At 71.7% G+C, this 19,979-nt stretch carries 21 protein-coding genes and 1 tRNA gene; 7 read left to right on the plus strand and 15 right to left on the minus strand.

Going from position 1 to position 19,979, the window contains the following annotated elements:
* Positions 1-110: 110 nt before the first annotated feature.
* The gene (locus tag LRS74_RS21560; protein ID WP_277742537.1) at positions 111-1,616 is read left to right on the plus strand and encodes an FAD-binding oxidoreductase; all 1,506 of its coding nucleotides are present in this window, start codon (positions 111-113) and stop codon (positions 1,614-1,616) included.
* Here the strand turns inward: LRS74_RS21560 and LRS74_RS33655 are convergent.
* From LRS74_RS33655 to ehuB, 8 genes are all read right to left on the minus strand, one after another.
* Entirely contained in the window at positions 1,601-1,963 is a 363-nt protein-coding gene (locus tag LRS74_RS33655) for a helix-turn-helix transcriptional regulator (protein WP_347178151.1), read from the minus strand. The genes LRS74_RS21560 and LRS74_RS33655 overlap by 16 nt on opposite strands.
* A 236-nt stretch (positions 1,964-2,199) precedes the next feature.
* Complete coding sequence (locus tag LRS74_RS21570; protein WP_277742538.1) at positions 2,200-2,985, minus strand: IclR family transcriptional regulator; 786 nt, start codon at positions 2,983-2,985, stop codon at positions 2,200-2,202.
* A 375-nt stretch (positions 2,986-3,360) separates the two neighbouring features.
* Positions 3,361-3,434: transfer RNA gene (locus LRS74_RS21575), tRNA-Lys, on the minus strand.
* Between the two features lie 151 nt (positions 3,435-3,585).
* Positions 3,586-4,347, minus strand: coding sequence for an IclR family transcriptional regulator C-terminal domain-containing protein (locus LRS74_RS21580; protein WP_277742539.1), 762 nt, complete (start codon positions 4,345-4,347; stop codon positions 3,586-3,588).
* A gap of 240 nt (positions 4,348-4,587) precedes the next feature.
* Positions 4,588-5,343 carry an ectoine/hydroxyectoine ABC transporter ATP-binding protein EhuA gene (ehuA, locus tag LRS74_RS21585; protein ID WP_277744866.1) on the minus strand — a complete coding sequence of 252 codons (756 nt, stop codon included), beginning with the start codon at positions 5,341-5,343 and terminating at the stop codon, positions 4,588-4,590.
* 61 nt (positions 5,344-5,404) lie between these two features.
* Entirely contained in the window at positions 5,405-6,055 is a 651-nt protein-coding gene (ehuD, locus tag LRS74_RS21590) for an ectoine/hydroxyectoine ABC transporter permease subunit EhuD (RefSeq protein ID WP_277742540.1), read from the minus strand.
* Complete coding sequence (ehuC, locus tag LRS74_RS21595) at positions 6,052-6,729, minus strand: ectoine/hydroxyectoine ABC transporter permease subunit EhuC (RefSeq protein WP_277742541.1); 678 nt, start codon at positions 6,727-6,729, stop codon at positions 6,052-6,054. Before ehuC ends, ehuD begins: the two co-directional genes overlap by 4 nt.
* Positions 6,726-7,658 carry an ectoine/hydroxyectoine ABC transporter substrate-binding protein EhuB gene (gene ehuB / locus LRS74_RS21600; RefSeq protein ID WP_277742542.1) on the minus strand — a complete coding sequence of 311 codons (933 nt, stop codon included), beginning with the start codon at positions 7,656-7,658 and terminating at the stop codon, positions 6,726-6,728. Before ehuB ends, ehuC begins: the two co-directional genes overlap by 4 nt.
* Before the next feature lie 94 nt (positions 7,659-7,752).
* On the opposite strand from ehuB, the gene LRS74_RS21605 reads away from it, so the two are divergent.
* Positions 7,753-8,268, plus strand: a complete 516-nt coding sequence (locus LRS74_RS21605; RefSeq protein ID WP_277742543.1) for a DUF3830 family protein — start codon at positions 7,753-7,755, stop codon at positions 8,266-8,268.
* Positions 8,269-8,337: 69 nt separating this feature from the next.
* Here LRS74_RS21605 and LRS74_RS21610 read toward each other — a convergent pair whose 3' ends face one another.
* The 3 genes from LRS74_RS21610 to LRS74_RS21620 form a co-directional block, all read right to left on the minus strand.
* Positions 8,338-9,111: a hypothetical protein gene (locus tag LRS74_RS21610; protein ID WP_277742544.1), complete on the minus strand. Its 774-nt coding sequence runs from the start codon at positions 9,109-9,111 to the stop codon at positions 8,338-8,340.
* A gap of 286 nt (positions 9,112-9,397) precedes the next feature.
* Complete coding sequence (locus LRS74_RS21615; protein WP_277744867.1) at positions 9,398-10,849, minus strand: amidase; 1,452 nt, start codon at positions 10,847-10,849, stop codon at positions 9,398-9,400.
* A gap of 94 nt (positions 10,850-10,943) precedes the next feature.
* Positions 10,944-11,906 (minus strand): D-2-hydroxyacid dehydrogenase, encoded by a 963-nt coding sequence (locus LRS74_RS21620; RefSeq protein WP_277742545.1) that lies wholly within the window; start codon positions 11,904-11,906, stop codon positions 10,944-10,946.
* A gap of 324 nt (positions 11,907-12,230) precedes the next feature.
* Between LRS74_RS21620 and LRS74_RS21625 the strand changes: the two genes are divergently transcribed.
* Both LRS74_RS21625 and LRS74_RS21630 read left to right on the plus strand, forming a co-directional pair.
* Positions 12,231-13,097, plus strand: coding sequence for an aspartate/glutamate racemase family protein (locus LRS74_RS21625; RefSeq protein WP_277742546.1), 867 nt, complete (start codon positions 12,231-12,233; stop codon positions 13,095-13,097).
* Between the two features lie 53 nt (positions 13,098-13,150).
* Complete coding sequence (locus LRS74_RS21630; protein WP_277742547.1) at positions 13,151-13,894, plus strand: decarboxylase; 744 nt, start codon at positions 13,151-13,153, stop codon at positions 13,892-13,894.
* A 232-nt stretch (positions 13,895-14,126) separates the two neighbouring features.
* Here LRS74_RS21630 and LRS74_RS21635 read toward each other — a convergent pair whose 3' ends face one another.
* The 3 genes from LRS74_RS21635 to LRS74_RS21645 all read right to left on the minus strand — a co-directional run bounded on the left by LRS74_RS21635 (position 14,127) and on the right by LRS74_RS21645 (position 16,227).
* On the minus strand, positions 14,127-14,357 hold the full coding sequence (locus LRS74_RS21635) for a hypothetical protein (protein ID WP_144387020.1): 231 nt from the start codon (positions 14,355-14,357) through the stop codon (positions 14,127-14,129).
* A gap of 64 nt (positions 14,358-14,421) precedes the next feature.
* Positions 14,422-15,384, minus strand: coding sequence for a helix-turn-helix domain-containing protein (locus tag LRS74_RS21640; protein ID WP_277742548.1), 963 nt, complete (start codon positions 15,382-15,384; stop codon positions 14,422-14,424).
* A gap of 300 nt (positions 15,385-15,684) precedes the next feature.
* Positions 15,685-16,227: a flavoprotein gene (locus LRS74_RS21645; RefSeq protein WP_277742549.1), complete on the minus strand. Its 543-nt coding sequence runs from the start codon at positions 16,225-16,227 to the stop codon at positions 15,685-15,687.
* A 463-nt stretch (positions 16,228-16,690) separates the two neighbouring features.
* On the opposite strand from LRS74_RS21645, the gene LRS74_RS21650 reads away from it, so the two are divergent.
* Positions 16,691-17,887: an XRE family transcriptional regulator gene (locus LRS74_RS21650; protein ID WP_277742550.1), complete on the plus strand. Its 1,197-nt coding sequence runs from the start codon at positions 16,691-16,693 to the stop codon at positions 17,885-17,887.
* On the opposite strand, the gene LRS74_RS21655 is transcribed toward LRS74_RS21650, so the two are convergent.
* Positions 17,850-18,695, minus strand: a complete 846-nt coding sequence (locus LRS74_RS21655; protein WP_277742552.1) for an alpha/beta fold hydrolase — start codon at positions 18,693-18,695, stop codon at positions 17,850-17,852. The genes LRS74_RS21650 and LRS74_RS21655 overlap by 38 nt on opposite strands.
* 129 nt (positions 18,696-18,824) lie before the next feature.
* On the opposite strand from LRS74_RS21655, the gene LRS74_RS21660 reads away from it, so the two are divergent.
* Together LRS74_RS21660 and LRS74_RS21665 are read left to right on the plus strand one after the other, a co-directional pair.
* A complete protein-coding gene (locus LRS74_RS21660; protein WP_277742553.1) occupies positions 18,825-19,406 on the plus strand; it encodes a hypothetical protein in 582 nt (193 codons plus the stop codon).
* Between the two features lie 184 nt (positions 19,407-19,590).
* Positions 19,591-19,905: a hypothetical protein gene (locus tag LRS74_RS21665; RefSeq protein ID WP_277742554.1), complete on the plus strand. Its 315-nt coding sequence runs from the start codon at positions 19,591-19,593 to the stop codon at positions 19,903-19,905.
* Positions 19,906-19,979 lie beyond the last annotated feature (74 nt).

Genomic DNA, 19,979 nt, shown 5'->3' on the forward strand with positions numbered 1-19,979 from the left:
TTCCCGCGGGCACACCGGCGACCGGTGTGCCCGCGGCGTCCCCGCGCGCGGCCGCGCGCAGCACCCCGCCCGGCCCCCGGGCGCCGACTCCGGAAAGGACAGTGCCAGCAGTGTCAGCAACAGAACAGGTCGCCGCCGCCGTCGCGGACTGGACCCGGTCGCTGGGCGAGGACGGTGTCGTCACCGATCCCCAGGCCATCGCCCGGACCGTGGAGAACACCTCCCGGTTCCCCATCCGGCAGGTGGTGGCGGTCCTCACCCCGCGCACGACCGAACAGGTCCAGGCGCTCGTGCGCGCCGCCCGCGAGCACCGGGTACCGCTCTACCCGTACAGCACCGGGCGGAACTGGGGGATGGGCTCCAAGATGCCGGTCCGGGACGGCTGCGCGCTGGTCGACCTCGGCCGGCTGGACGCCATCCGCGAGGTGGACGAGCGCTACCACTACGCGGTCGTCGAGCCGGGCGTCACCCAGCGCCGGCTGAGCGCGTACCTCCGGGAGCGCGGGCTGCGGCTCCAGCTCAACGTCACCGGCTCCACCCCCGACTCCAGCGTGGTGGGCAACCTGGTGGAGCGGGGGACGGGCTTCCGTAACCACCGCACCGAGGACCTGCGCGGCGCCGAGGTGGTGCTGGGCACCGGGGAGTTGCTGCGCACCGGCTTCTGGGCCGAGGCCAAGCAGCCGCGCGAGACGCACCACTACCGGTACGGCATCGGACCGCACCTGGACGGGCTGTTCACCCAGTCCGGGCTGGGGCTGATGACCGCGGCCGTGGTGAATCTGATCCCGGTCCAGGAGGAGACCCGGATGCTCATGTTCTCCTTCGCGGAGACCGAGCTGTCCCGGATCGTGGACCGGATCTCCGGGCTCTACAAGGACGGCACGCTGCGCTGGATCACGCATGTCTTCAACGACAAGCGCATCCTCACCATGACCAGCGAGGAGCGGGTGGCGACGTGGACCGGCATCGGCGCGGTCGACGGCAGCCTGGCGCAGGTGGAGTTCACCAGCGGGCAGATCCGCGCGGCGCTGGAGGAGTGCGGGGCGCGGGTCGCCTTCGTGGACCGTGAGGCGGCGTTCGCGGAGGACGCCGATCCGATGGTGCGCGGGATGTACCGGCTGCACACCGGCGAGCCCGACACGGTCTTCATGGAGGGGCTCTACCACACCCTGGGTAGCGAGTCCGGGATCGAGGGGGAGGTCACCGAGCTGGACGAGCTGGACCACTCCCGTTTCGGGATGCTGGCCTGCCTGCCGATCTTCCCGCTGGAGGGCGAGCAGGTGACCGAGGCGGTGGGCATCGTGGAGCGGGTCTGCGCGCGCCACGGCCTGGTGGCCGCGGTGGCGCTCAACCCGATCGACTCCACCTGTGCCGAGTCGGTGATCAACGTCTACTTCGACCGGACCGACGAGGAGGCGGTGGGGCGCGCCCAGCGGTGCGTCCGCACCCTCCACCGCGAGCTGTACGAGGCGGGCTTCCGCTTCTATCGGGTGGACATCGAGAACATGGGCCAGCTGGCGGAGCTGGACCCGGAGCTGTGGGCCGGAGCCGATGCGCTGAAGGCGGCCTTCGACCCCGACCACATCATCGCCCCGGGCCGCTACAGCCGGCTGTGAGGGCAGGCGGCCACGGCCGGTGCCGGGCCGGCCAGCGCCGGCCCGGCACCGTCCGCCCCGGGCATCATCACCACGGCGAGGATCACCATGCCGCCGCCACCCCCGCGGTGGCGGCGGCTGGCCACGGCCTCGAAGGCCGCCCTCTGTAAGCCGTCCAGGCCGAGCGCCTTGGCGAGCAGCCGGATGGTCTCCTTGCGTGGACGGTTGACGCGTCCGTGCTCCAGGTCCCTGATGGCCCGGACGCTGAGGGTGGAGAAGTCGGCGAGCTCCTTCTGGGTCATACCGATCTGGAGCCGGAAGTCGCGGAGAACGTCGGAGAATCGTGCGGTGGGCGCGGAAACACTCACGGTAGGCCTTTCCCGGTCGCCGCCGAGGCCCACGGTGTCGCCGAGGGCTCGGCCAGGGCTGCTGCCCCGCTCCGGCGCCCCGGGCCGGGTCGGAGTTGGAGCAGCCGGGTGGGGCGCCGAAATACAGACCCGAAACAGTATTCGTTATGACTGAACTCCGTTCGGAAGCTACGGAGTCACATCCCAACTGTCAAGGTTTGTATCACCGTTGGCCCGGAAGAGGCGTAGACCTGTCTTCATCCTGCCAGTCGGGCACCACAGCCGCGGGGTGCGCCCAGGTCGCGGGAGAGTGCGCGCGCGGTATCCCGCACGGCCACCGCGAGGCGCTGCCGGCTCTCCTCCGCCAAGAGTCGCTCCCGGGGGCCGACCAGCCCGATCGCCCCGGCCGCCGCGCCCGAGCGGTCGAAGACCGGGGCGGCGATGCCCGCCTCGCCCAGCGCCGACTCCTGGTCCTCCACGGCGTAGCCGGTGGCCCGGGCGACGTCCAGCTGGGTGGCCAGCTCGGCGGGGTCGGTGGGGCCGGCGCCGGCGGGGCGGGTCCGCGCCGCGGCCAGCAGCCGCTCCCGCTCCGGGCAGGGGGCGAAGGCGGCGATCGCCTTGCCGAGGGCGCACGCCGGCCAGGGGAGGGAGGACCCGGCCTCCGGCAGTTGGAGGGCGCCGGTCGGGCGCAGCGCGTGGTGCACCACCAGCACCCGCTCCCCGGTGAGCACGCCCACCCACACCGCCTCGCCGGTCTGCGCGGCCAGCGCCTCCGCCCACACCACCGATCTGGTCCGCAGCGTCTGCGTCTCCAGGTAGGCGTTGCCCAGGAAGACCAGCTCCGGCCCGAGCTGGTACTTGCTGGTCTCGGCGTCCCGCTCCACCAGGCCCTCCGCCTCCAGTGTGCGCAGCAGCGCGTGCACGGTCGGCTTCGCCGCGTCGACGCGGGCGGCGAGGTCGGTCACCCCCAGCCGGGGGCCGGCGCTCGCGAGCTCTCGCAGAATGCGCACCGCACGCTGGACGGACTGCACCGACTGGGTCATGTCTTGTCTCCTGTTCGGAGTTACTGAACGCGGCACATGAATGCGGCATCCCCCGTTCGTACGTACCCCACGGAAGTGGAGAGTACTGATGATCGTGACCAGGACACGACAGAAGAGAGTGAAGAGGGCGGTGGATCGGGGGCGCGGCCGGGAGCGGTCTGGTGGCGCGGCGCGCCGGGGCACGTGAAGCCCATGGCTGGACGGCGCATGCGACGCCTCCTGGGGCGCATGTGGCACGGCGGATGTGCGGAGCGTCGGCATGTGCGGCACGGGAGGCAGATGGGGCGCGCGCATGCGGCGCGGGGAGCCCGACCGAGGCGGCACATGCAAAAGTGGGCGTTCCCGACATATCGGGAACGCCCACTTTCTTCAGTGTGCGCCGCCAGGGACTCGAACCCCGGACCCGCTGATTAAGAGTCAGCTGCTCTAACCAACTGAGCTAGCGGCGCCTGCTGACAGAAGTAATACTACCTGGTCCTCGGGGGTGCCCCCGACCACCCCGGTCCCGGCCCCGGAAACCAGGCTCCCCGGGCGGCCCCGAGGCCGTGCGGCGGCGCCGCCGGGCCGGGGGAAGGGTCGTCGTCCCAAGAGAGGGGCCGCTCACAGGGTCAGCGAGAGCAGCACCGGGGCCGCCTCCCGGTTCAGGGTGTACGCCGCGTGTCGCAGCCGGTGCGCGTGCTCCACCGGCAGGGAGAGCGCCAGACAGCCGACCGACTCGCCCGCGGTGATCGGCACCGCGGCGCAGACCGTGCCCACCGCGTACTCCTGGAGGTCGAGCACGGGGACGGTGGCGGGCTGGTTGTCCAGCTTGTTGAAGAGGACCTTCTCGTTGGTGGTGGTGCGCGAGGTCAGCCGCACGGTCTTGTGGCGGGCGAGGTGATCGCGGCGGCCGTTGTGGTCGAGCTGAGTGAGCAGACACTTGCCCACCGCCATGGCGTGACCGGCCGAGCGGAAGTCGAACCACTCGTTGACCTTCGGCGTCCGCGGCCCGTCCGCGTACTGCATGATCTTGATCTCGCCGTCGACATAGCGGCTGACGTAGATCGCCGCACCAATGGAGTCGCGCAGGGAGTCCAGCGTCCGCTGGAGCTTGTTCTCGATGGCGGCCTGGCGGTCGGGGCCGCTGGTGCCGAGCAGGATGAGGGATTCGCCGACGACGTAGGCGCCGTCGGTCACCTGCTCCACATAGCCCTCCCGATGCAGCATCCGGAGCAGATGGGCGAGGTGTCCGACCGGCAGGCCGGTTTCACGGGCGATCTGGACGTCGGTCACACCGCCGCCGTGCCTGGAGACCGTCTCCAGGACGCGCAGCGCGTACTGCACCGAGTGGAACGGCGCGGTCGGCTCTGGCTTGAGCGCCACGGTTTCCCCCTACGAGGTTGTTACCGCTTGCCACAACGTCGTTGCTGCAGGTCACGACCCCGGGGCAGCCTTCACCCCGGTGCTGGGCACCTTCCCTGCGGAACGGCTGCCTATCACGGTAGCGGTCAACCGGGGCATCGGGAGCGGGTGTTGACGATATTGGGGGCGCGTTCCACCGTCGTCACCAGGAACGCGCTCCCATGGCATATGCCAACGTCATCCATCGACCGGCATGTCGGTTCAGAGCACCGCGCTCAGGAACTCCCGCGTACGCTCGTGCTCCGGCTCGCTGAAGATCCTTTCCGGGGGTCCGGACTCGATCACGCGGCCGGCGTCGAACATCAGAACCTCGTCCGAGATGTCCCGCGCGAAGCTCATCTCGTGGGTCACGCACACCATCGTGATGTCCGTCGTGTGGGCGATGTCCCGCAGCACGTCGAGCACGCCGGCCACCAGTTCCGGGTCCAGCGCCGAGGTCACCTCGTCCAGCAGCAGCACCCGCGGCCGCATCGCCAGGGCCCGCGCGATCGCCACCCGCTGCTGCTGCCCGCCGGACAGCTGGGTCGGGTAGGCGTCGCACTTCTCTCCGAGCCCCACCAGGTCCAGCAGCTCGCGCGCCCGCTCCTCGGCCTCCGCCCGGTCCAGGCCCAGGACGTGCACCGGGGCCTCGGTGACGTTGCGCAGCACCCGCATATGGGGGAAGAGGTTGAACTGCTGGAAGACCATGCCGATCTTCTTCCGCACCTCGCGGGTGTGCTTCTCGCCGGCCGGCACCAGCGAGCCGCCGCGCCGCTCATGGGTGAGGAGGGCGCCGTCGACGCTGATGGTGCCGGCGTCCGGTCGCAGCAGCGTCATCAGCAGTCGCAGGATCGTGGTCTTGCCCGAGCCCGAGGGCCCGATCAACGTCACATGGCGGCCGGGCGCCACCGAGAAGCACAGGTCGTCCAGGACCGTGGTGTCGCCGAAGCGCTTGGTCACCCGGTCGAAGCGGATCAGCTCGTCGGGGGCCGCCGTCGCCGCTGCCGCCGTGTCGGTGGGGAAGGTGGTCTTCTTCGGTTCAGTGGCCAAGACGGCGCTCCAGGGCTCGCAGCAGAAGGGATGCCGGGTAGGCGATGAGGACGAAGGCGATGCCGGTCATGGTGTACGGCTCGATGTACTGGAAGGACGAGGCGCCCTCGGAGCGCGCCTGCTGCAACATGTCGACCACGCCGATCAGCGCGAGCATCGGGGAGTCCTTCAGCATCGCGATCACGTAGTTGCCCAGCGCCGGCACCACGCGGCGCACCGCCTGGGGCAGGATCACCACGCCCCAGGTGCGGGCGGGGGAGAGGTTCAGCGCGGTGGCGGCCTCCCACTGCCCGGCCGGCACCGCGTCGATCCCGGCCCGGTACACCTCCGAGGTGTACGTGGAGTAGTGCAGGCCCAGCGCCAGCACCCCGGTGGTCAGCGCGGAGAAGGTGACGCCCCAGGTCGGCAGCACGTAGTAGAAGAAGAACAACTGCACCAGCAGCGGGGTGTTGCGGATGAACTCCGTGACGCCCAGAACCGGCCAGCGCACCGGCCGACGCGGTGAGCGCAGTGCCACCGCCCACACCAGACCCAGGGCGAAGGAGAGCATCGAGCCGAGGACGGTGGCCTCCAGTGTGACCAGCAGTCCGTCCAGCAGCTCGGGGAGGAAGTCGCGGGCGACGCCCCAGTCCCAGCTCATCGGGCACCCCCGGACGGCTCGGGCGACCGGCCCAGACCCGCCTTGGCCCGCCGCTCCAGCAGCCGCATCAGCCGGGTGAGCACGAAGGCCAGGGCGAAGTAGAGGGCGAGCACGATCGCGTAGATCTGGAGGCTCTCGCCGGTCGCCAGCCGGGACAGCTGGGCGGCGAAGGTGATGTCGGCGACGCTCACCGCCGAGACCAGCGCCGTGGCCTTGAGCAGCTCGATCAGCAGGTTGGTGAAGGGCGGGATCATCTCCGGGACGGCCTGCGGCAGGATCACCCTGCGCATCCGCTGCGCCGGGGTGAAGCTCAGCGCGATCGCCGCCTCCCGCTGCGCCGGGGTCACCGCGGCGATGGCGCCGCGCACGATCTCCGCTCCGTAGGCGCCGTAGGTCAGCCCGAGCGCCAGGACCGCCGCCCACATGGGCATCAGCTGCATCTCGAAGCTCAACGGCATCACGAAGAACAGCCAGAACATCAACACCAGCGCGGAGGTGCCCCGGAAGACCTCGACGTAGCAGCCGACGAGGAAGCGCACGATCCACAGCCGGGAGGTGCGCGCGACGCCGAGGGCGAAGGCGACGACCGCCGCGAAGGCCGCGCTGTAGAGCGTCAGCTGGACGGTGATCCAGATACCCGGCAGCAGCCAGTGCTGCCACAGTCCCACGGTCATGACGCGCACAGCTCCTCGGCGGTCAGATCGGTCATCTCCGCCTCGGTGAATCCGAAGGGCCGCACCACGCGCAGCAGTTCGCCGCTCTTCTTCATCGCGCGCAGCTCGCTGTTGAAGGCGTCGCGCAGCCGGGTCTCCGCCGGCCGGAAGGCGAAGCCCCCCGCGCCGATGTCGGGCTTGCCGTCGACCGTCGCCTGGAACGGCTCGGTCGCCTCCGCCTTGCCGCTGTGGGTCTGGCGGACCACGTTGTGCACGGTCACCGTGGTGCCGGCGAAGACGTCCACCCGGCCCTGCTCCACCGCCAGCAGTCCGGCCAACTGGTCGGGCAGCACGGTGATCTCGCTCTCCTTCACCCCGGCGGCGACCGCGTAGCCGATCTGCGCGTACGCCGTGCCGCTGGCCAGCTTGGCGCCGGTCCTGACGATGTCGCGGTAGTCGTGGAGGTTCTTGGGGTTGCCTCTGGCGACGATGAAGGCGTCGCGCATCCGGTAGTCGGGGTCGGAGAAGATCACCTGCTGGCAGCGCTCGGGGGTGATGTACATCCCGGCCGAGACCACGTCGAACTGCTGGGCGCGCAGTCCGGGGATGAGCGAGGCGAACTCGGTCGGCACCGGCTGGACCCGTTCCACGCCCAGCCGCTGGAAGACGACCTTGGCGATCTCCGGGGCCTCGCCGGTGAACTCGCCGTCCCGGTCGATGTATCCGAACGGGATCTCACCCGCGATGCCCAGCCGCACGGTCCCCTGGGACCGCAGCCGCTCCAGCAGGTTTCCGCCGTCCTTCGCGTCGGCGCCGGAGACCCGGCCGCAGCCGGCCGCGCCCCATGCCCCGAGTGCCGCCCCGCCGAGCAGGAGGGAACGGCGGTGGATTCCCGCCCGTATGCCGTGCGCCGTGTCGCGTCCTCTGTCTCTGCCACGTGATCGAGCCATGGGCGCGCGGCTACCCGACTTCACCGGAAACATGTCAGCCGGCTCGGGCACGATGGGTTGTCCGGAATATCCGCAACGACCGGGAGGAGAGCCGATGAGCGGCCACCCGAGTCCGCAGCGTTTCGTCGAGATCTCGCTGGACAAGCGCGGAGTGAGCTGCACCGCCGTGCTGTTGGACGACCGCGCGCCCCTCACCTGTGAAGCCGTGTGGAACGCGCTCCCGTTGGGCGGTGACGTCTACCACGCGAAGTACGCGCGCAACGAGATCTACACGCTGCTGCCGTCCTTCGCGCCGCAGGAGCCGCCGCTGGAGAACCCGACGGTCACCCCGATCCCCGGCGACCTGTGCTACTTCACCTTCACCGACACCCTGTTGGGCACCGCCTCACACGGCTACCAGCCGGATGCGGCACACCGGGGCGACAGCCGGGTGGTGGATCTCGCGCTCTTCTACGAGCGCAACAACCTGCTGCTCAACGGCGACACGGGCTGGGTGCCGGGCATCGTCTGGGGCGCGATCGTGGACGGCCTGGACCGGATGGCGGACGCCTGCCAGGACCTGTGGCGGGCCGGGGCGCGGGGCGAGACGCTGGGGTTCCGTCGGGTGTAGCCCGCCGGGCGCGGCGGGGTGCGCCGCACCCGACGGGTGCGCGGTCCGGCGGAGACGGCCGGGGCGGGGTCAGACGATCCGGACGCCCAGCGCGTAGGCGGTGATCGAGGCGGGGTCGGAGCGCAGGTGGTCCTTGGCCGCGGCGCTGAAGCTGGGGGTCCGGGAGGTCGCCGGCTCCAGCCGCCACAGCAGGTTGCCGTCGCCGCGCCAGTGCACGTCACCGCCGCCACCGGTCAGCGCGTAGCCCGGGGCCACCGCGGCGACGGCGGCCGGGTGGGCGGTCTGACCGGAGTCGGCGCGGGTGATGGCGACGTCGACGCGGCCGACCGGCAGGTGGCGGCGGAGCGCGATGGCGTAGGCGCGGATGTTGGCGGGGTCGGAGACCAGGTGGTCCTTGGACCGCGCCTTCCAGGAGAACTCGGTGGCGGGGAAGGAGGCGGTGCCGAGGTTGCCCTGGCCGTGCCAGTCCACCCGGAACCCGCCGCCGACCAGGACGTAGTCGGTGGACGAGGGGATCCCCGCCTCCGCCTCCGGGTGCGGGGCGGCGCCGCTGTCGGCGCGGGAGACGTAGACCGACCGCAGCAGCTGCGCGCGGCTGAGTCCGGCGATCTTCAGACCGATGACATACGAGGTGAGCTCGTGGGCGTGCGCCCGCAGATGGTCCTTGGAGCTCACGACCCAGCCCGACAGGTCGTCGTTGGGGTACGAGGCCGTCAACAGCGCCCCGGGGTCGGCGTCGGTGGCGGTGGCCCCGCCGCCGATGGCGATCATCTCCCCGTCGCCGACGAGCGTGGTCTTGTCGATCCAGTGCTGCTGGGGAGGGTTGCCACGATGCGAGAACACGGACACCGTTACGCGGCCGGAGGCGTCCTGAAAGGTGTTCAGACGCGTGCCGACGTTGTCGGCTCGGCGCGCCGCGGAGGGGATCGAACTCCGCGCGGCGGCGGTCCCACCGCTCACGGCTCCGACGGCAGCGGCCCCCGCGACGGCTGTCGCCGTACGCAACACTGCTCTCCTGCTCTTCATCGACCTGCCTCTCTGGTCACTGGTGCAACCTGTGGCGCTTGTCGGGACGTGACCCTAACCTTCGTCATGTGCATGGCGATATGCCCACAAAGGGGGGTTGACGTCAGGGGCGCGCCACCCCCGCTGCGTACAGCGCGTGCGCCGTGCGCAGTACCAGGGCGTCGGCGTGGCGCGCCGCCACCAGCTGCACCCCGATCGGCAGACCGTCGGCGTCCACCCCGCAGGGGACGGTCGCGGCGGGCTGCTGGGTGAGGTTGAAGGGGTAGGTGAAGGGCGTCCAGCCCGTCCAGCGGGTGTGCTCCGAACCGGGCGGCACCTCGACGCCGGCCGCGAACGCGGTGATCGGCAGCGTGGGGGTGACCAGCAGGTCGTACGCGGAGTGGAAGCGGCCCAGCGCCTGGCCCAGCGCGGCCCGTACGTCCACCGCCGCCAGGTAGTCCAGCGCGCTGTACCCGGCGCCCCGGGCGCAGATCTCGCGCAGCCCGGGGTCCAGCAGCTCCCGCTCCTCGGGCGTCAGAGGTTGCACCAGTCGCGCCGCGCCGCTGAACCACAGCACGTGGAACGCCTCCACCGGGTCCGTGACACCCGGATCGATCTCCTCCACGCCCGCGCCGAGCTCGGCCAGCAGCTCCACGGCGCGCCGCACCGCCGCCGCCACCTCGGGGGCCACCGGGGCCGCCCCGCCCAGCGCCGGGCTGTAGGCGACGCGCAGCCCGGACACCGCGCCGGTGCCCGACGCGAGGGCGGCCCGGAAGCCCGCCTCGGCCGGCCCGAGCGGCGCCAGCTGCGACCAGTCGCGCCAGTCCGGACCGCTGATCACCTCCATCATCAGCGCCGCGTCCGCCGCGTCCCGGGTGATCGGTCCCACGTGCGCGAGCGTCCCGAAGGGGCTGGCGGGGTAGAGCGGCACCCGGCCGTAGGTGGGTTTGAAACCGAAGACGCCGCAGAAGGAGGCGGGAATGCGGATCGACCCGCCGCCGTCGGTGCCCAGGCTCAGCGGGCCGGCGCCCAGCGCGACGGCGGCCGCGCTGCCCCCGCTGGAGCCGCCGGCGGTGCGCCGCGGGTCGTGCGGATTGCCGGTCACCCCGGTCAGCGGGGAGTCGGTGACGCCCTTCCAGCCGAACTCCGGGGTGGTGGTCTTGCCGACGAAGACCGCGCCGTGCTCGCGCAGCCGCGCCACCGCGGGCGCGTCCTCGTCCCAGCGCCGCCCCTCGGCACGCACCGTCCGCGAGCCGCGCAGCGTCGGGGCGCCGCGCACCGGTAGCAGGTCCTTCACCGAGACCGGCACCCCGTCCACCAGCCCGGCGGGCTCGCCCCGTCGCCACCGCTCGGCGGAGGCCGCCGCCTGCCGCAGCGCCTCCTCGGCGTCCACCCGACAGAAGGCGTTGACGCCGGCCGGGATCCGCTCGACGCGCTCCAACACCGCGCGGACCGCCTCGACCGGGGAGAGGGAGCCGGCGGCGTAGAGCTCGACCAGCCGGACCGCGCTGAGGTCGGCGGGATCGACGGCGTCCTCGACGCCGGCGGCGGCGCCGCCTTCCGCGTCCCCCGCCAGGTGGCCGGCGTCGGCGGCGGGGTGGTCGTGCGTGTCGTTCGCGTCGGTCACGGGCCCTCCACGGCTGGTGGTCGGCGAATCACTCCACGGGCGGTCACTCCACAGGCACATACCCCAGGCGCTTGTCGACGACGTTGAAGAGCGGCCGGCCCGTCACCCAGCGGTCGTAGTTGTCCTGGAACTGCCGGGCCAGCTCGTCCCGCCAGCCGACCGTGTCGCCGCTCATGTGCGGGGAGACCAACAGCCCCGGCACGTCCCACAGCGGGTCGTCCGCCGCCAGCGGCTCCTGGACGAACACATCCAGCGCCGCCCCCGCGATGCGCCGCTCCACCAGCGCCGCCACCAGCTCGTCCTGGTCCACCAGCGGGCCGCGGCCGACGTTGACGAAGCGGGCGGTGGGCCGCATCCGGGCGAACGCGGCCCGGTCGAACATGCCACGGGTCTCCTCGGTCAGCGGGGCCGCGCACACCACCCAGTCGGCGGCCGGCAGCAGCTCGCCCAGCTCCGCGGCGCCCCGCACCCCCTCGTCGGGGCGCGCCCGGCGCCCCACCAGCGTGACCGCCACACCCAGCGCGCCCAGGGTGGCGGAGATCGCCCGCCCGATGGGCCCGGCGCCGACCACCACCGCACGCGTCCCGGCCACCCGCTGCGTCTCCCGGTGCCGCCAGTGCCGCCGGCGCTGCGCCTCCCAGCTGCCGGGGAAGTCCTTGGCCAGGGCCAGCATCAGCCCCGCCACGTACTCGGCGATCGGCTGTTCGAAGACCCCGCGGGCGTTGGTCAGCAGGGTCGGGGAGGTGACCAGCTCGGGGCAGAGCACCCGGTCCACGCCCACGCTCGCGGTGTGCACCCAGCCCGGCCGCCGCCCACCGCCCGGCCAGGCGGCGCGGGCCGCGTCGGAGCCGAAGTCCCAGACGAGCAGCACATCGGCGGTCGGCAGCAGCTCCGGCAGCGTCCGCTCGTCGCAGACCCGCACCCGGGCCCGGTCGACCAGTCGGGGAAGCGGGACGGGGGGCTCCTCGCCGAAGACGAGGACGGTGGGGAGGCGGTGCTCGGTCATGGCGCGGACCCGGGGTCGGGGACGGTTTCCGGCCACACCACGGGTGGTCCGGGGCGTCCGAGGAGCGTCCCGTACCGACCGCGGAACTGCCGGAGATGTGAGGATTGACCACGCTAGGGACCCGTCACTACGGTCGTCAACACGGCTTGTGCCGCCGGGCCTTCCGCCCCTGGTGCCAGGGGTCCGACATGTCCCGGAGGCCGACGTGTCCCGGGGGTCGCGCGCCCCGGGGGTCGACGTGTCCCGGGGTTCGCGCACCCCGGGGGTCGACGTGTCCGAGGGCCGACGTGCCCTGGGGGTCTCACATGTCCTGGGGGTTCCGACATGGACGTCTCCTTCCTGGGCGGTCCGCGTCCACAGCGCGGCGTGGGCGTCGTCGCGCCCTTCGACTTCGCCCTCGACCGCGAGCTGTGGCGCTGGGTCCCCGACGAGGTGTCGCTGCACCTGACCCGCACCCCGTTCGTCCCGGTCGAGGTGAGCCTGGACCTGGCCCGGATCGTCAGCGAGCACGAGACGCTGCACGAGGCGGTGCGGGCGCTGTGCGCGGTCTCCCCGGAGGTCGTCGCCTACGCCTGTGCCTCGGGCAGCTTCGTCGGCGGCGTGGCCGGGGAACGGGCCATGTGCGAGGCGATGCGACGGGCCGGCGAGGTGCCCGCCCTGACCACCTCCGGCGCCCTGCTGGAGGCCCTGCGCGAGCTCGGCGCCTCCCGGATCGCGCTGGTCACCCCGTACACCCGGTCGGTCACGGACGCGCTGGAGGAGTATCTGGCGGGGGCCGGCGTGACCGTCGGCGGGCGCTCCTACCTCGGGCTGACCAGCCACATCTGGAAGGTGCCGTACCGGGACGTGGTCGGCATGGCCCGGGAGGCGGTGGTCGGGTCGGCGGACGCGCTCTTCATCAGCTGCACCAACCTCCCCACCTACGACGTGATCCCGCAGTTGGAGGCGGAGCTGCGGATGCCGGTGCTGTCGGCCAACCAGGTGACGATGTGGGCCGCGCTGCGCGCCATCGGCGCGTATGCCGTCGGTCCGTACCAGGCGCTGCTGGACTTCGATGCGCGCGGCGGCCCGGCGGCGCTCTCGGCCGACCGGGGGTCCGCGGCGCTGCCGGGGGAGCCGGACCCGGCGGCGGCGCTGCCGGGGGAGCCGGGCGAGGCGGTGCCGCCACCGCCGCCCGAGACCGAGACATGACATCTCGCGCCCGCCATCGGGCGTCGGGTGCGACAAGAGAGGCGAGTCAGGGTATGACACCAGGAGGCGCCCGGAACGACACCTGGCCACCGGCGGTCGGCTTCCTCTACCCGGGCCACTCCGCGGAGGACGACTACCCGCGGCTGGAGGCGCTGCTGGGCTGTGCCGCCCGGCTTCCGGTCGTCCACACCGACATCGGCGAGGACGCGCACCGGGTGGACGCGCTGCTGGAGATGGGCTCGGCGGAGCGGCTGGCCGCGGGGGTGGCGGGGCTCAAGCGGCGGGGCGCGCGGGCGGTGGTCTGGGCCTGCACCAGCGGCAGCTTCGTCTTCGGCTGGGACGGGGCGCACGCCCAGGTCCGCGCGCTGGGGGAGGCGTCGCGCCTGCCCGCCTCCAGCACCTCCTTCGCCTTCGTGCACGCGGTCCGCGCGCTCCGCGTGGCGCGGGTGACGGTCGCCGCGACGTATCCGGAGGACGTGGCCGCGCACTTCACGTCGTTCCTGGAGGCGGCGGGGGCGGAGGTGGTCGCGATGCGGGGCAGCGGCGTCGTCACCGCGGCCGAGGTCGCCACCTGGGGGCGCGAGGACGTCCTGGCGCTGGCCCGCGCGGGCGACCACCCCGACGCGGAGGCGGTGCTCATCCCCGACACGGCGCTGCACACCGCGGCCTGGCTCCCCGAGCTGGAGGCCGCGGTCGGCAAGCCCGTACTGACCGCCAACCAGGTCACGGTCTGGGAGGGTCTGCGCCTGCTGGGCCGCTCGGTGACCGGCCCGGCCCTGGGCGCGCTGTCCGCGTAGCCGCCGACCGGTCGGCGGGCCGGAACGGGGAGCTCGGCGGGTCGGAACGGGAAGCCCGACGGGCCGGAACAGGGAGCTCGACGGGCCGGAGCGGGGAGCTCGGCGGGTCGGAACAGGGAGTTCGACGGGCCGGAACGGGGAGCCCGACGGGCCGGAACAGGGAGCTCGACGGGCCGGAACGGGGAGCTAGGGGCCCACGAAGCGGTCCGTCGGCCCCTGCCCCCCCCGCCCGTCAGTACTCGCGGATGTACCAGCCCTTCTTCAGCTCCCCGTCCGGGGTGGCCTTGTAGTACAGGCACTTGTAGTCCGGGCCGCGGTAGTGACCCTTCCGGTAGACGTCGCACTTCGCCTTGGTCTTGAAGGGGCCGGCGACGAGCTTGACGGAACCGGCGGCCTCCGCGGCCGGGACGGCCGCGACGGTGACGGCCACCGCGACCGCGGCGGCGCTCAGGAGCTTCTTCACGTGACGATCCCCGTTTCGTGTGGGACGCGGGACGGCATCCCATGATCGATTACGGCGGATCATGCTACTGAGCGGTTGACGGGTGGGGAAGGTCGAAGAGAGGTGAACGCGGGCCAGCGCGGTCGGGTGCTCGACAGTCCCGACACAGTCCGGGTGCGGGTGCGCGAAAGGCCCGTTCGCACCCGTCGCAGGTCTGGAACGGGTCGGGGCGCGCCGCGCGTTGCTCACGCAGCTCGGGAACGACCGGTGGCAGCCACTCGGCCAGCCGGTGCGCGAGCAGCCGCGCGGGCCGACGGATGGCGCCTGCCGGCAGCGTCCCGGTGAGCGTGCGCGCCACCTGATCGCCGCCGACCCCGCGCTCCAGCCACCGACACACGGCGGGCACCAACTCCCGTACGTCCCGCTCGGACAGCACCAGCCGGGGCTCCAGGAGGCGCAGCCCGGCCAACAGCCGCGCGGCGTCACGAGCCGACGGCCCGGAGGGGGCGGGAACGACGGGCACGACGGCGGTGGGCCTTACGGCCGGCTTGACGAGATCCACGCGCTGCGGTGCCGGCGCCGGTCGCACCCGGCGGACCGCCGCCGCCCCGGCAACCGCCCTTGGGGCGGCGCCCCGCTGCTCGGCCACCGGCCCCGCCGCTCCGGGCCGCTCGAAGAAGGTCGTACGGGTCACCACCCGCCCACCGCTCACCCGCTCCCGCCGCCGCTCCAGATACCCGGCGGCCTCCAACTCCCGTAACGCCCGCGCCAAGGTCATCTCCCCCTCGCGGAACCTGCCGGTCAGCTCCTTGATCCCGACGCGGGCACCGTCGGGCAGCGACTGGATGTACACACCGACACCGATCGCGACGGCGGAGAGCCGGGGATGCTGCGCGAGGTGGTTGCCGACGACGGTGAAGTGGCTGTCGTGGCGATGCCGGACGTGGACCACTCCGGCGGTCGGGAAGGCGGCCGAATCGGGGGCCGGAAGGGAGTCCGAACGGGCGGCGCGCGCGGCGGGGCCCGCGCTAGGATGCGCTGAAGTCATCGGGAAGCGTGCTTCTTCCTGTTGATCAGGCCCTCGGCAATGGGGATGGCCGTCCCCGCCGGGGGCCGAAGTCTTTTCTGGGGTCATTCCTGCGGTTGTTGGCGCGACCGTACTCCGCAGTCGATCGCACCTGCCACCCCATCACTCGATGGAGTGACAAGGGGGTTGGGTGGGGATGGGTTTGGTTCTCTTCCAGGTTCTTTGAGGAGACGTCGCGGGACGCCGGGACGCGGTCGACCGGGACGCGGGTTTCCGCGATGCGGTGTTCGTCGGTGCGGGCGAGGAGACCCGCTGGCCCCTTCACGTAGCCAGCGATTCCCGCGCGGCCGCGAGCGCGAGATGCCACGGATACGCCTCAGGCCGTCCTTGCCCCGGCTTGTTCGGCACGAACCCGCCCGGCCCATAGAGGACTCGCACGCGGGCACCGCGGAGCGTCGCGAGGCTCTGTTCGAACTGGGGATGCTGGGCGTACGCCTCGTTGACGCACGGCATGGCGACCAGGGGGATGGCCTTCCCGATGGCCTCCGCGACGACTCCCACCACCCAGGTGCCCGTGATTCCCAGCGCCCACTGATTGATCGTGTTCATCGTGGCCGGCGCCACCACCACGACAGACGCCGGCGGCCACACATCGGGCTGGCCGGGTTGCCGGTAGGAGCTTCGCACCGGCCGCCCGGTGAGTTCAGCCAGCTCCGGCAGCCGGCCCCCCAGCCACGCTTCGGCGGTCGGCGTCAACCCGAGGCACACCTCCCACCCCTCCGCTTGGGCCCCTCGGATCGCGTGGTCGATGTAGTGCACGGGAGGCGCGGCACAGCCGAAGAGGTACATCACCGGGGCATCCATGCGCAGCAGTTCACCACACGTGGGGCATCAGCCCACTCCGTCACCCGATGTAGTGATACCGGGAGTTGGGGGGATGGGTTTGGTTCTCTCCCAGGTTCATTGAAGAGACATCGCGAGGCGCCGGGGCGCGGTCGGCCGGGTCGAGGAGGTCCGCGATGCGGCGCCGAGGCGGAGAGAACCCAGAGGCGATGAGGAGGGCAGAGTGCGAGTCATCCGACGAGGCCAGGTGTGTGCCCGCTGCGGCGCCACAGTGGCCAGGGATAACACGACGGCCGTATGCGAACCGTGTCGGAAAGCGTTGCGAGGACTGTTGGCGGAACCACCCCAGCTCGATGACGACTTCTGGCGTAGCGCCCCTATGCTCGCCGCTCTCAGCAGTTGGCACATGGGTAGGGTCTTCCGGGCATACCGCACCCATCCGGCACACGGGAAAGTCTTGCCCCAGGGAATCCTGGCGCGGTGGTTGAACCTGACTCAGGCGCAGTTGAGCCGTATTGAGAACGGCGCTGCTCCCCAGGAGCTCGACAAGCTCATTCACTGGGCGAAGACTCTGGGCATCCCCTCCGAGCACCTCTGGTTCAAGCTCCCGTGCGAGCAGCGACTCCCGACCGAGGATTCGCCCGGCGGCGAATCACGCTTCCCAGAGCTGGAGCGGCGTGCGTTTTTGGCCAGGGGGCGCGCTGTGGCCGCTCTGCCCTCCTTTCGCCTCGACGACCTACGTCACTTCGTCGCCGCATTGGATGACGCACGTAGATACGCGGACCGGGACGTTGTCCGATACCTCCACGACCGACTCAAGGAGTTCGCGGCAGATGACGGCCGGCGCGGACCGAAAGCGACACTGCCCGCAGTTCTCGGCCTGCTGGCCGCACTGGAGAGGCTGTGCAGCCATGCCAAGCCCGCCGTGCGCGGGGATCTTCTCTCGGTGGGGGCGTTGGCAGCTGAGTTCAGCGGCTGGCTCTACCGGGATATCGGCGCACTGGACATGGCCGAGCATTGGCAGGACCGGGCGATTGAGTGGGCCCGGGAGGCCGAGAACAAACCGTTGCAGGCGTACGTCATGCTGCGTAAGAGCCAAGGCTGCTGGGACACGCGCGATGCTCGCGGCATGAGCGTGCTGGCGCATGCCGTTCAAGAACCCGGCTACGCGTTGCCCGCTCGGCTGAGAGCGGAGGCCGCGCAGCAGGAAGCTCGCAGTTGGGCGATGCTCGGCGAACCGGTCGCCGCCGTGGAACGCAAGCTCGATGAGGCGCGCGCTCTCCTGGCCTCGGATCACGGGCAGCCGATGGGAGATGTCGAGGTGACAGGCGCGGCGTACAACGAGGCGACATTGGATCTGCAGACGGCTATTTGCCTTACCGAGGCTGGTCATCCGACAAGCGCCGTCGACGTCTATCGGAAGCGATTGGACCAAGACGGGCTGTCATACCGTGATCGCGGCTATTTCTCTGCGCTGTTGTCGGTGACGCTGGCTTCTGCGGGAGAGCCCGCAGAAGCGGCGACTGTGGGATTGGACGCTCTACGGGCGGCCGAAGCCACGTCCTCGGTCCGCACCGTGCGGGAGCTGATGCGAGTCTCGGACCGCCTGAGCCCCTGGGCCGCCCATCCGCAGGTGCGCGCCTTCAACACCGCTCTTCGAGCCGGGGCTCGCTGTTCGTGAGCCAGTCCGCGACGGCCCGCACCACGCTGGCTTGCCATTGCCGCGTCTGCGGTTGCTCGTAAGCCGGGTCGTCAGGCATGGCGATCCCGTGCTGGGCGCCGTCGATCTCGAGGAGGTGGCGCGTGGCGGAGCCCAAGCGGTCCAGGTAGTAACGCGAGCTTTCGACCGGGATGAACGTGTCCTTTGTGCCGTGCACGATCAATGTGGGCTGCTGAACCCTGCCCAGGTAGTCGGCTGGCACCACGTGCAACACTTCATTCAGCAGTGGCCGGCCCAGCTTGAACGTCGGTGAATGTGGCAGAAAGCCGTCGGCGAGCAAGGCATGAGCCTCTTCCTGCCGTAGTCGATCACCGGACCAGTAGGGCTTCTCCACCACGAACCGTCGCTTGTAGTCGAGAAGCGGATTCAGCAGCACCAAACGGCCTACGACCTCCGGGTAGGCGCCGGCTGCCATGGCTGAGATGCCTCCCGAGAAGCTGGCGCCGACGAGGTGCACTCCACCGGGCTGCCCCGTCCGGGCGGTGATCACATCCGCCGCCGCTCGGATGTCGTTCGCGACGGCCATGAGGGTGAGGTCCTCCTGTCGTCCCTCGCTCTCCCCATGACCGCGCAGATCGAATCGGAGCACGGTCATGGACGCCAGCGCTGCGATGCCCTGGGCCAGTCGCCGGAAGAAGCCGCCTTCCTCCCTGGTGACCCCACCTCCGTGGACGAGAACAACACCACCGACAGGTTGCTCCGTGAGCGTCAGGGTGCCGCGCAACCGCAGGCCATCCAGGCTCCGGAACTCGATGTGCTCCTCTGTCACTCCCACCTGTCCCTCCACCTTGCGACGTCGGACACGCGATCCTTCCCCGGTATACGCGCGACGCATACCGATCGCACGCATTTCGGCATAACGGTCTTCGCGAGTGCACCCCAGGGTGGAGCCATGGCGATGACTACCAGGAGACGGACGACCTCGACGGCGCAGCAGGCATGGTGGCCGCACAGCGGCCAGGAGATCAAACCCCATCCCGCCGGGGAAGCGTGGGACGCCGTGAGGGTGCCCACCCTGGTCGGCGAGCTCGTGCTGGAGCGGCTCGGCGCGGACAGCGGCGCGGTCATCGACGACCCGTTCACGGCCGTCTGGTACTGGCTCGTGCGGCCGGGCGCCGCCGCGGACTGGACGCTCCAGCGGGTGCTGAGCAAGGGTGCGTTCGTCGCCGTGCCGCCTCGGGAGCGTACGTACGGCCCCGGACCGCACTGGCGCGTGCCGCCGGGCCCTGACCGCTGTCTCACCGACGCCGACCGGCTGCATGCCGCGCTGCTGGCCGCCATGGGAATGGTGAAGTACTGCCTGCGTTGCGAGCGGCTGACCGCCGAGCCCGTCGCCGTCGTCGACGTCCACGGCGGCAGTGGAGCAGGCCGCACTCTCTACGCCTGCGAGCAGTGCGCGCTGCACTTTCCGACACACCGTGACCCGTTTACCGAACTCGCCGCCGCGCACCGCGCCCGGCAGGAGGGTCGATCCCGATGAGCGGGGAGACCGAACGCGTCACGGCCCGCGCGGGCTCCTCGGACCTTCAGTGCGGCATGCGAACGTGGCGGGCCGTCCTCGACCACCTCACGGAGTGCACCGCCTGCCGGAACGGCCCGGCTCCGTGCGCGGTCGGCCGGGAGCTCACCCAGACACACCGTCGGGCGACGCGGGGCGAGACCACATGACCGCCCGCTGGATGGCCCTCGGGCTGCTCCTGGGCGGGCCTTCCTCCGCGGTGCCAGCGGAGGAGGCCCTCCCGCCCGGTGAGCGAAAGCCGCCCCGCTGGGACGTGGCGGCGGCCGCTGAGCGGGCCGAGTGGGAGATCCAGCAGGCGGGGTACGAGCCGCTGGACCCGTACCCGGGCCGGGTGGCCGCCCCCTGGCGAAGCCGCTGCACCACCTGCGGAGCCGTAGGCACCCCGACCCTGGCTCGCGTCCGCCGCTTCGGTGGGTGCCGGCACCAGCGCTTACCCACCATGCGGACCCCCCGGGAATAACCGGAGATTCGCTCCGGTTGCGCTGACGGCAGATTCCGTACGCCGCGCGGGCGGCGACGCCGAGCGTAGAGAGG

Origin of the sequence: Streptomyces sp. LX-29 (assembly GCF_029541745.1) — a bacterium.
Classification (GTDB): domain Bacteria; phylum Actinomycetota; class Actinomycetes; order Streptomycetales; family Streptomycetaceae; genus Streptomyces.

Coding starts and splice junctions, on each gene's coding strand:
- LRS74_RS21570 (WP_277742538.1), bottom strand. CDS start 2,985: ATGACCCAGTCGGTGCAGTCCGTCCAGCGTGCGGTGCGCATTCTGCGA.
- ehuD (WP_277742540.1), bottom strand. CDS start 6,055: ATGAGCTGGGACTGGGGCGTCGCCCGCGACTTCCTCCCCGAGCTGCTG.
- LRS74_RS21630 (WP_277742547.1), top strand. CDS start 13,151: ATGACACCAGGAGGCGCCCGGAACGACACCTGGCCACCGGCGGTCGGC.
- LRS74_RS21605 (WP_277742543.1), top strand. CDS start 7,753: ATGAGCGGCCACCCGAGTCCGCAGCGTTTCGTCGAGATCTCGCTGGAC.
- ehuC (WP_277742541.1), bottom strand. CDS start 6,729: ATGACCGTGGGACTGTGGCAGCACTGGCTGCTGCCGGGTATCTGGATC.
- LRS74_RS21625 (WP_277742546.1), top strand. CDS start 12,231: ATGGACGTCTCCTTCCTGGGCGGTCCGCGTCCACAGCGCGGCGTGGGC.
- ehuB (WP_277742542.1), bottom strand. CDS start 7,658: ATGGCTCGATCACGTGGCAGAGACAGAGGACGCGACACGGCGCACGGC.
- LRS74_RS21660 (WP_277742553.1), top strand. CDS start 18,825: ATGACTACCAGGAGACGGACGACCTCGACGGCGCAGCAGGCATGGTGG.
- LRS74_RS21645 (WP_277742549.1), bottom strand. CDS start 16,227: ATGGATGCCCCGGTGATGTACCTCTTCGGCTGTGCCGCGCCTCCCGTG.
- LRS74_RS21620 (WP_277742545.1), bottom strand. CDS start 11,906: ATGACCGAGCACCGCCTCCCCACCGTCCTCGTCTTCGGCGAGGAGCCC.
- LRS74_RS21640 (WP_277742548.1), bottom strand. CDS start 15,384: ATGACTTCAGCGCATCCTAGCGCGGGCCCCGCCGCGCGCGCCGCCCGT.
- LRS74_RS21665 (WP_277742554.1), top strand. CDS start 19,591: ATGACCGCCCGCTGGATGGCCCTCGGGCTGCTCCTGGGCGGGCCTTCC.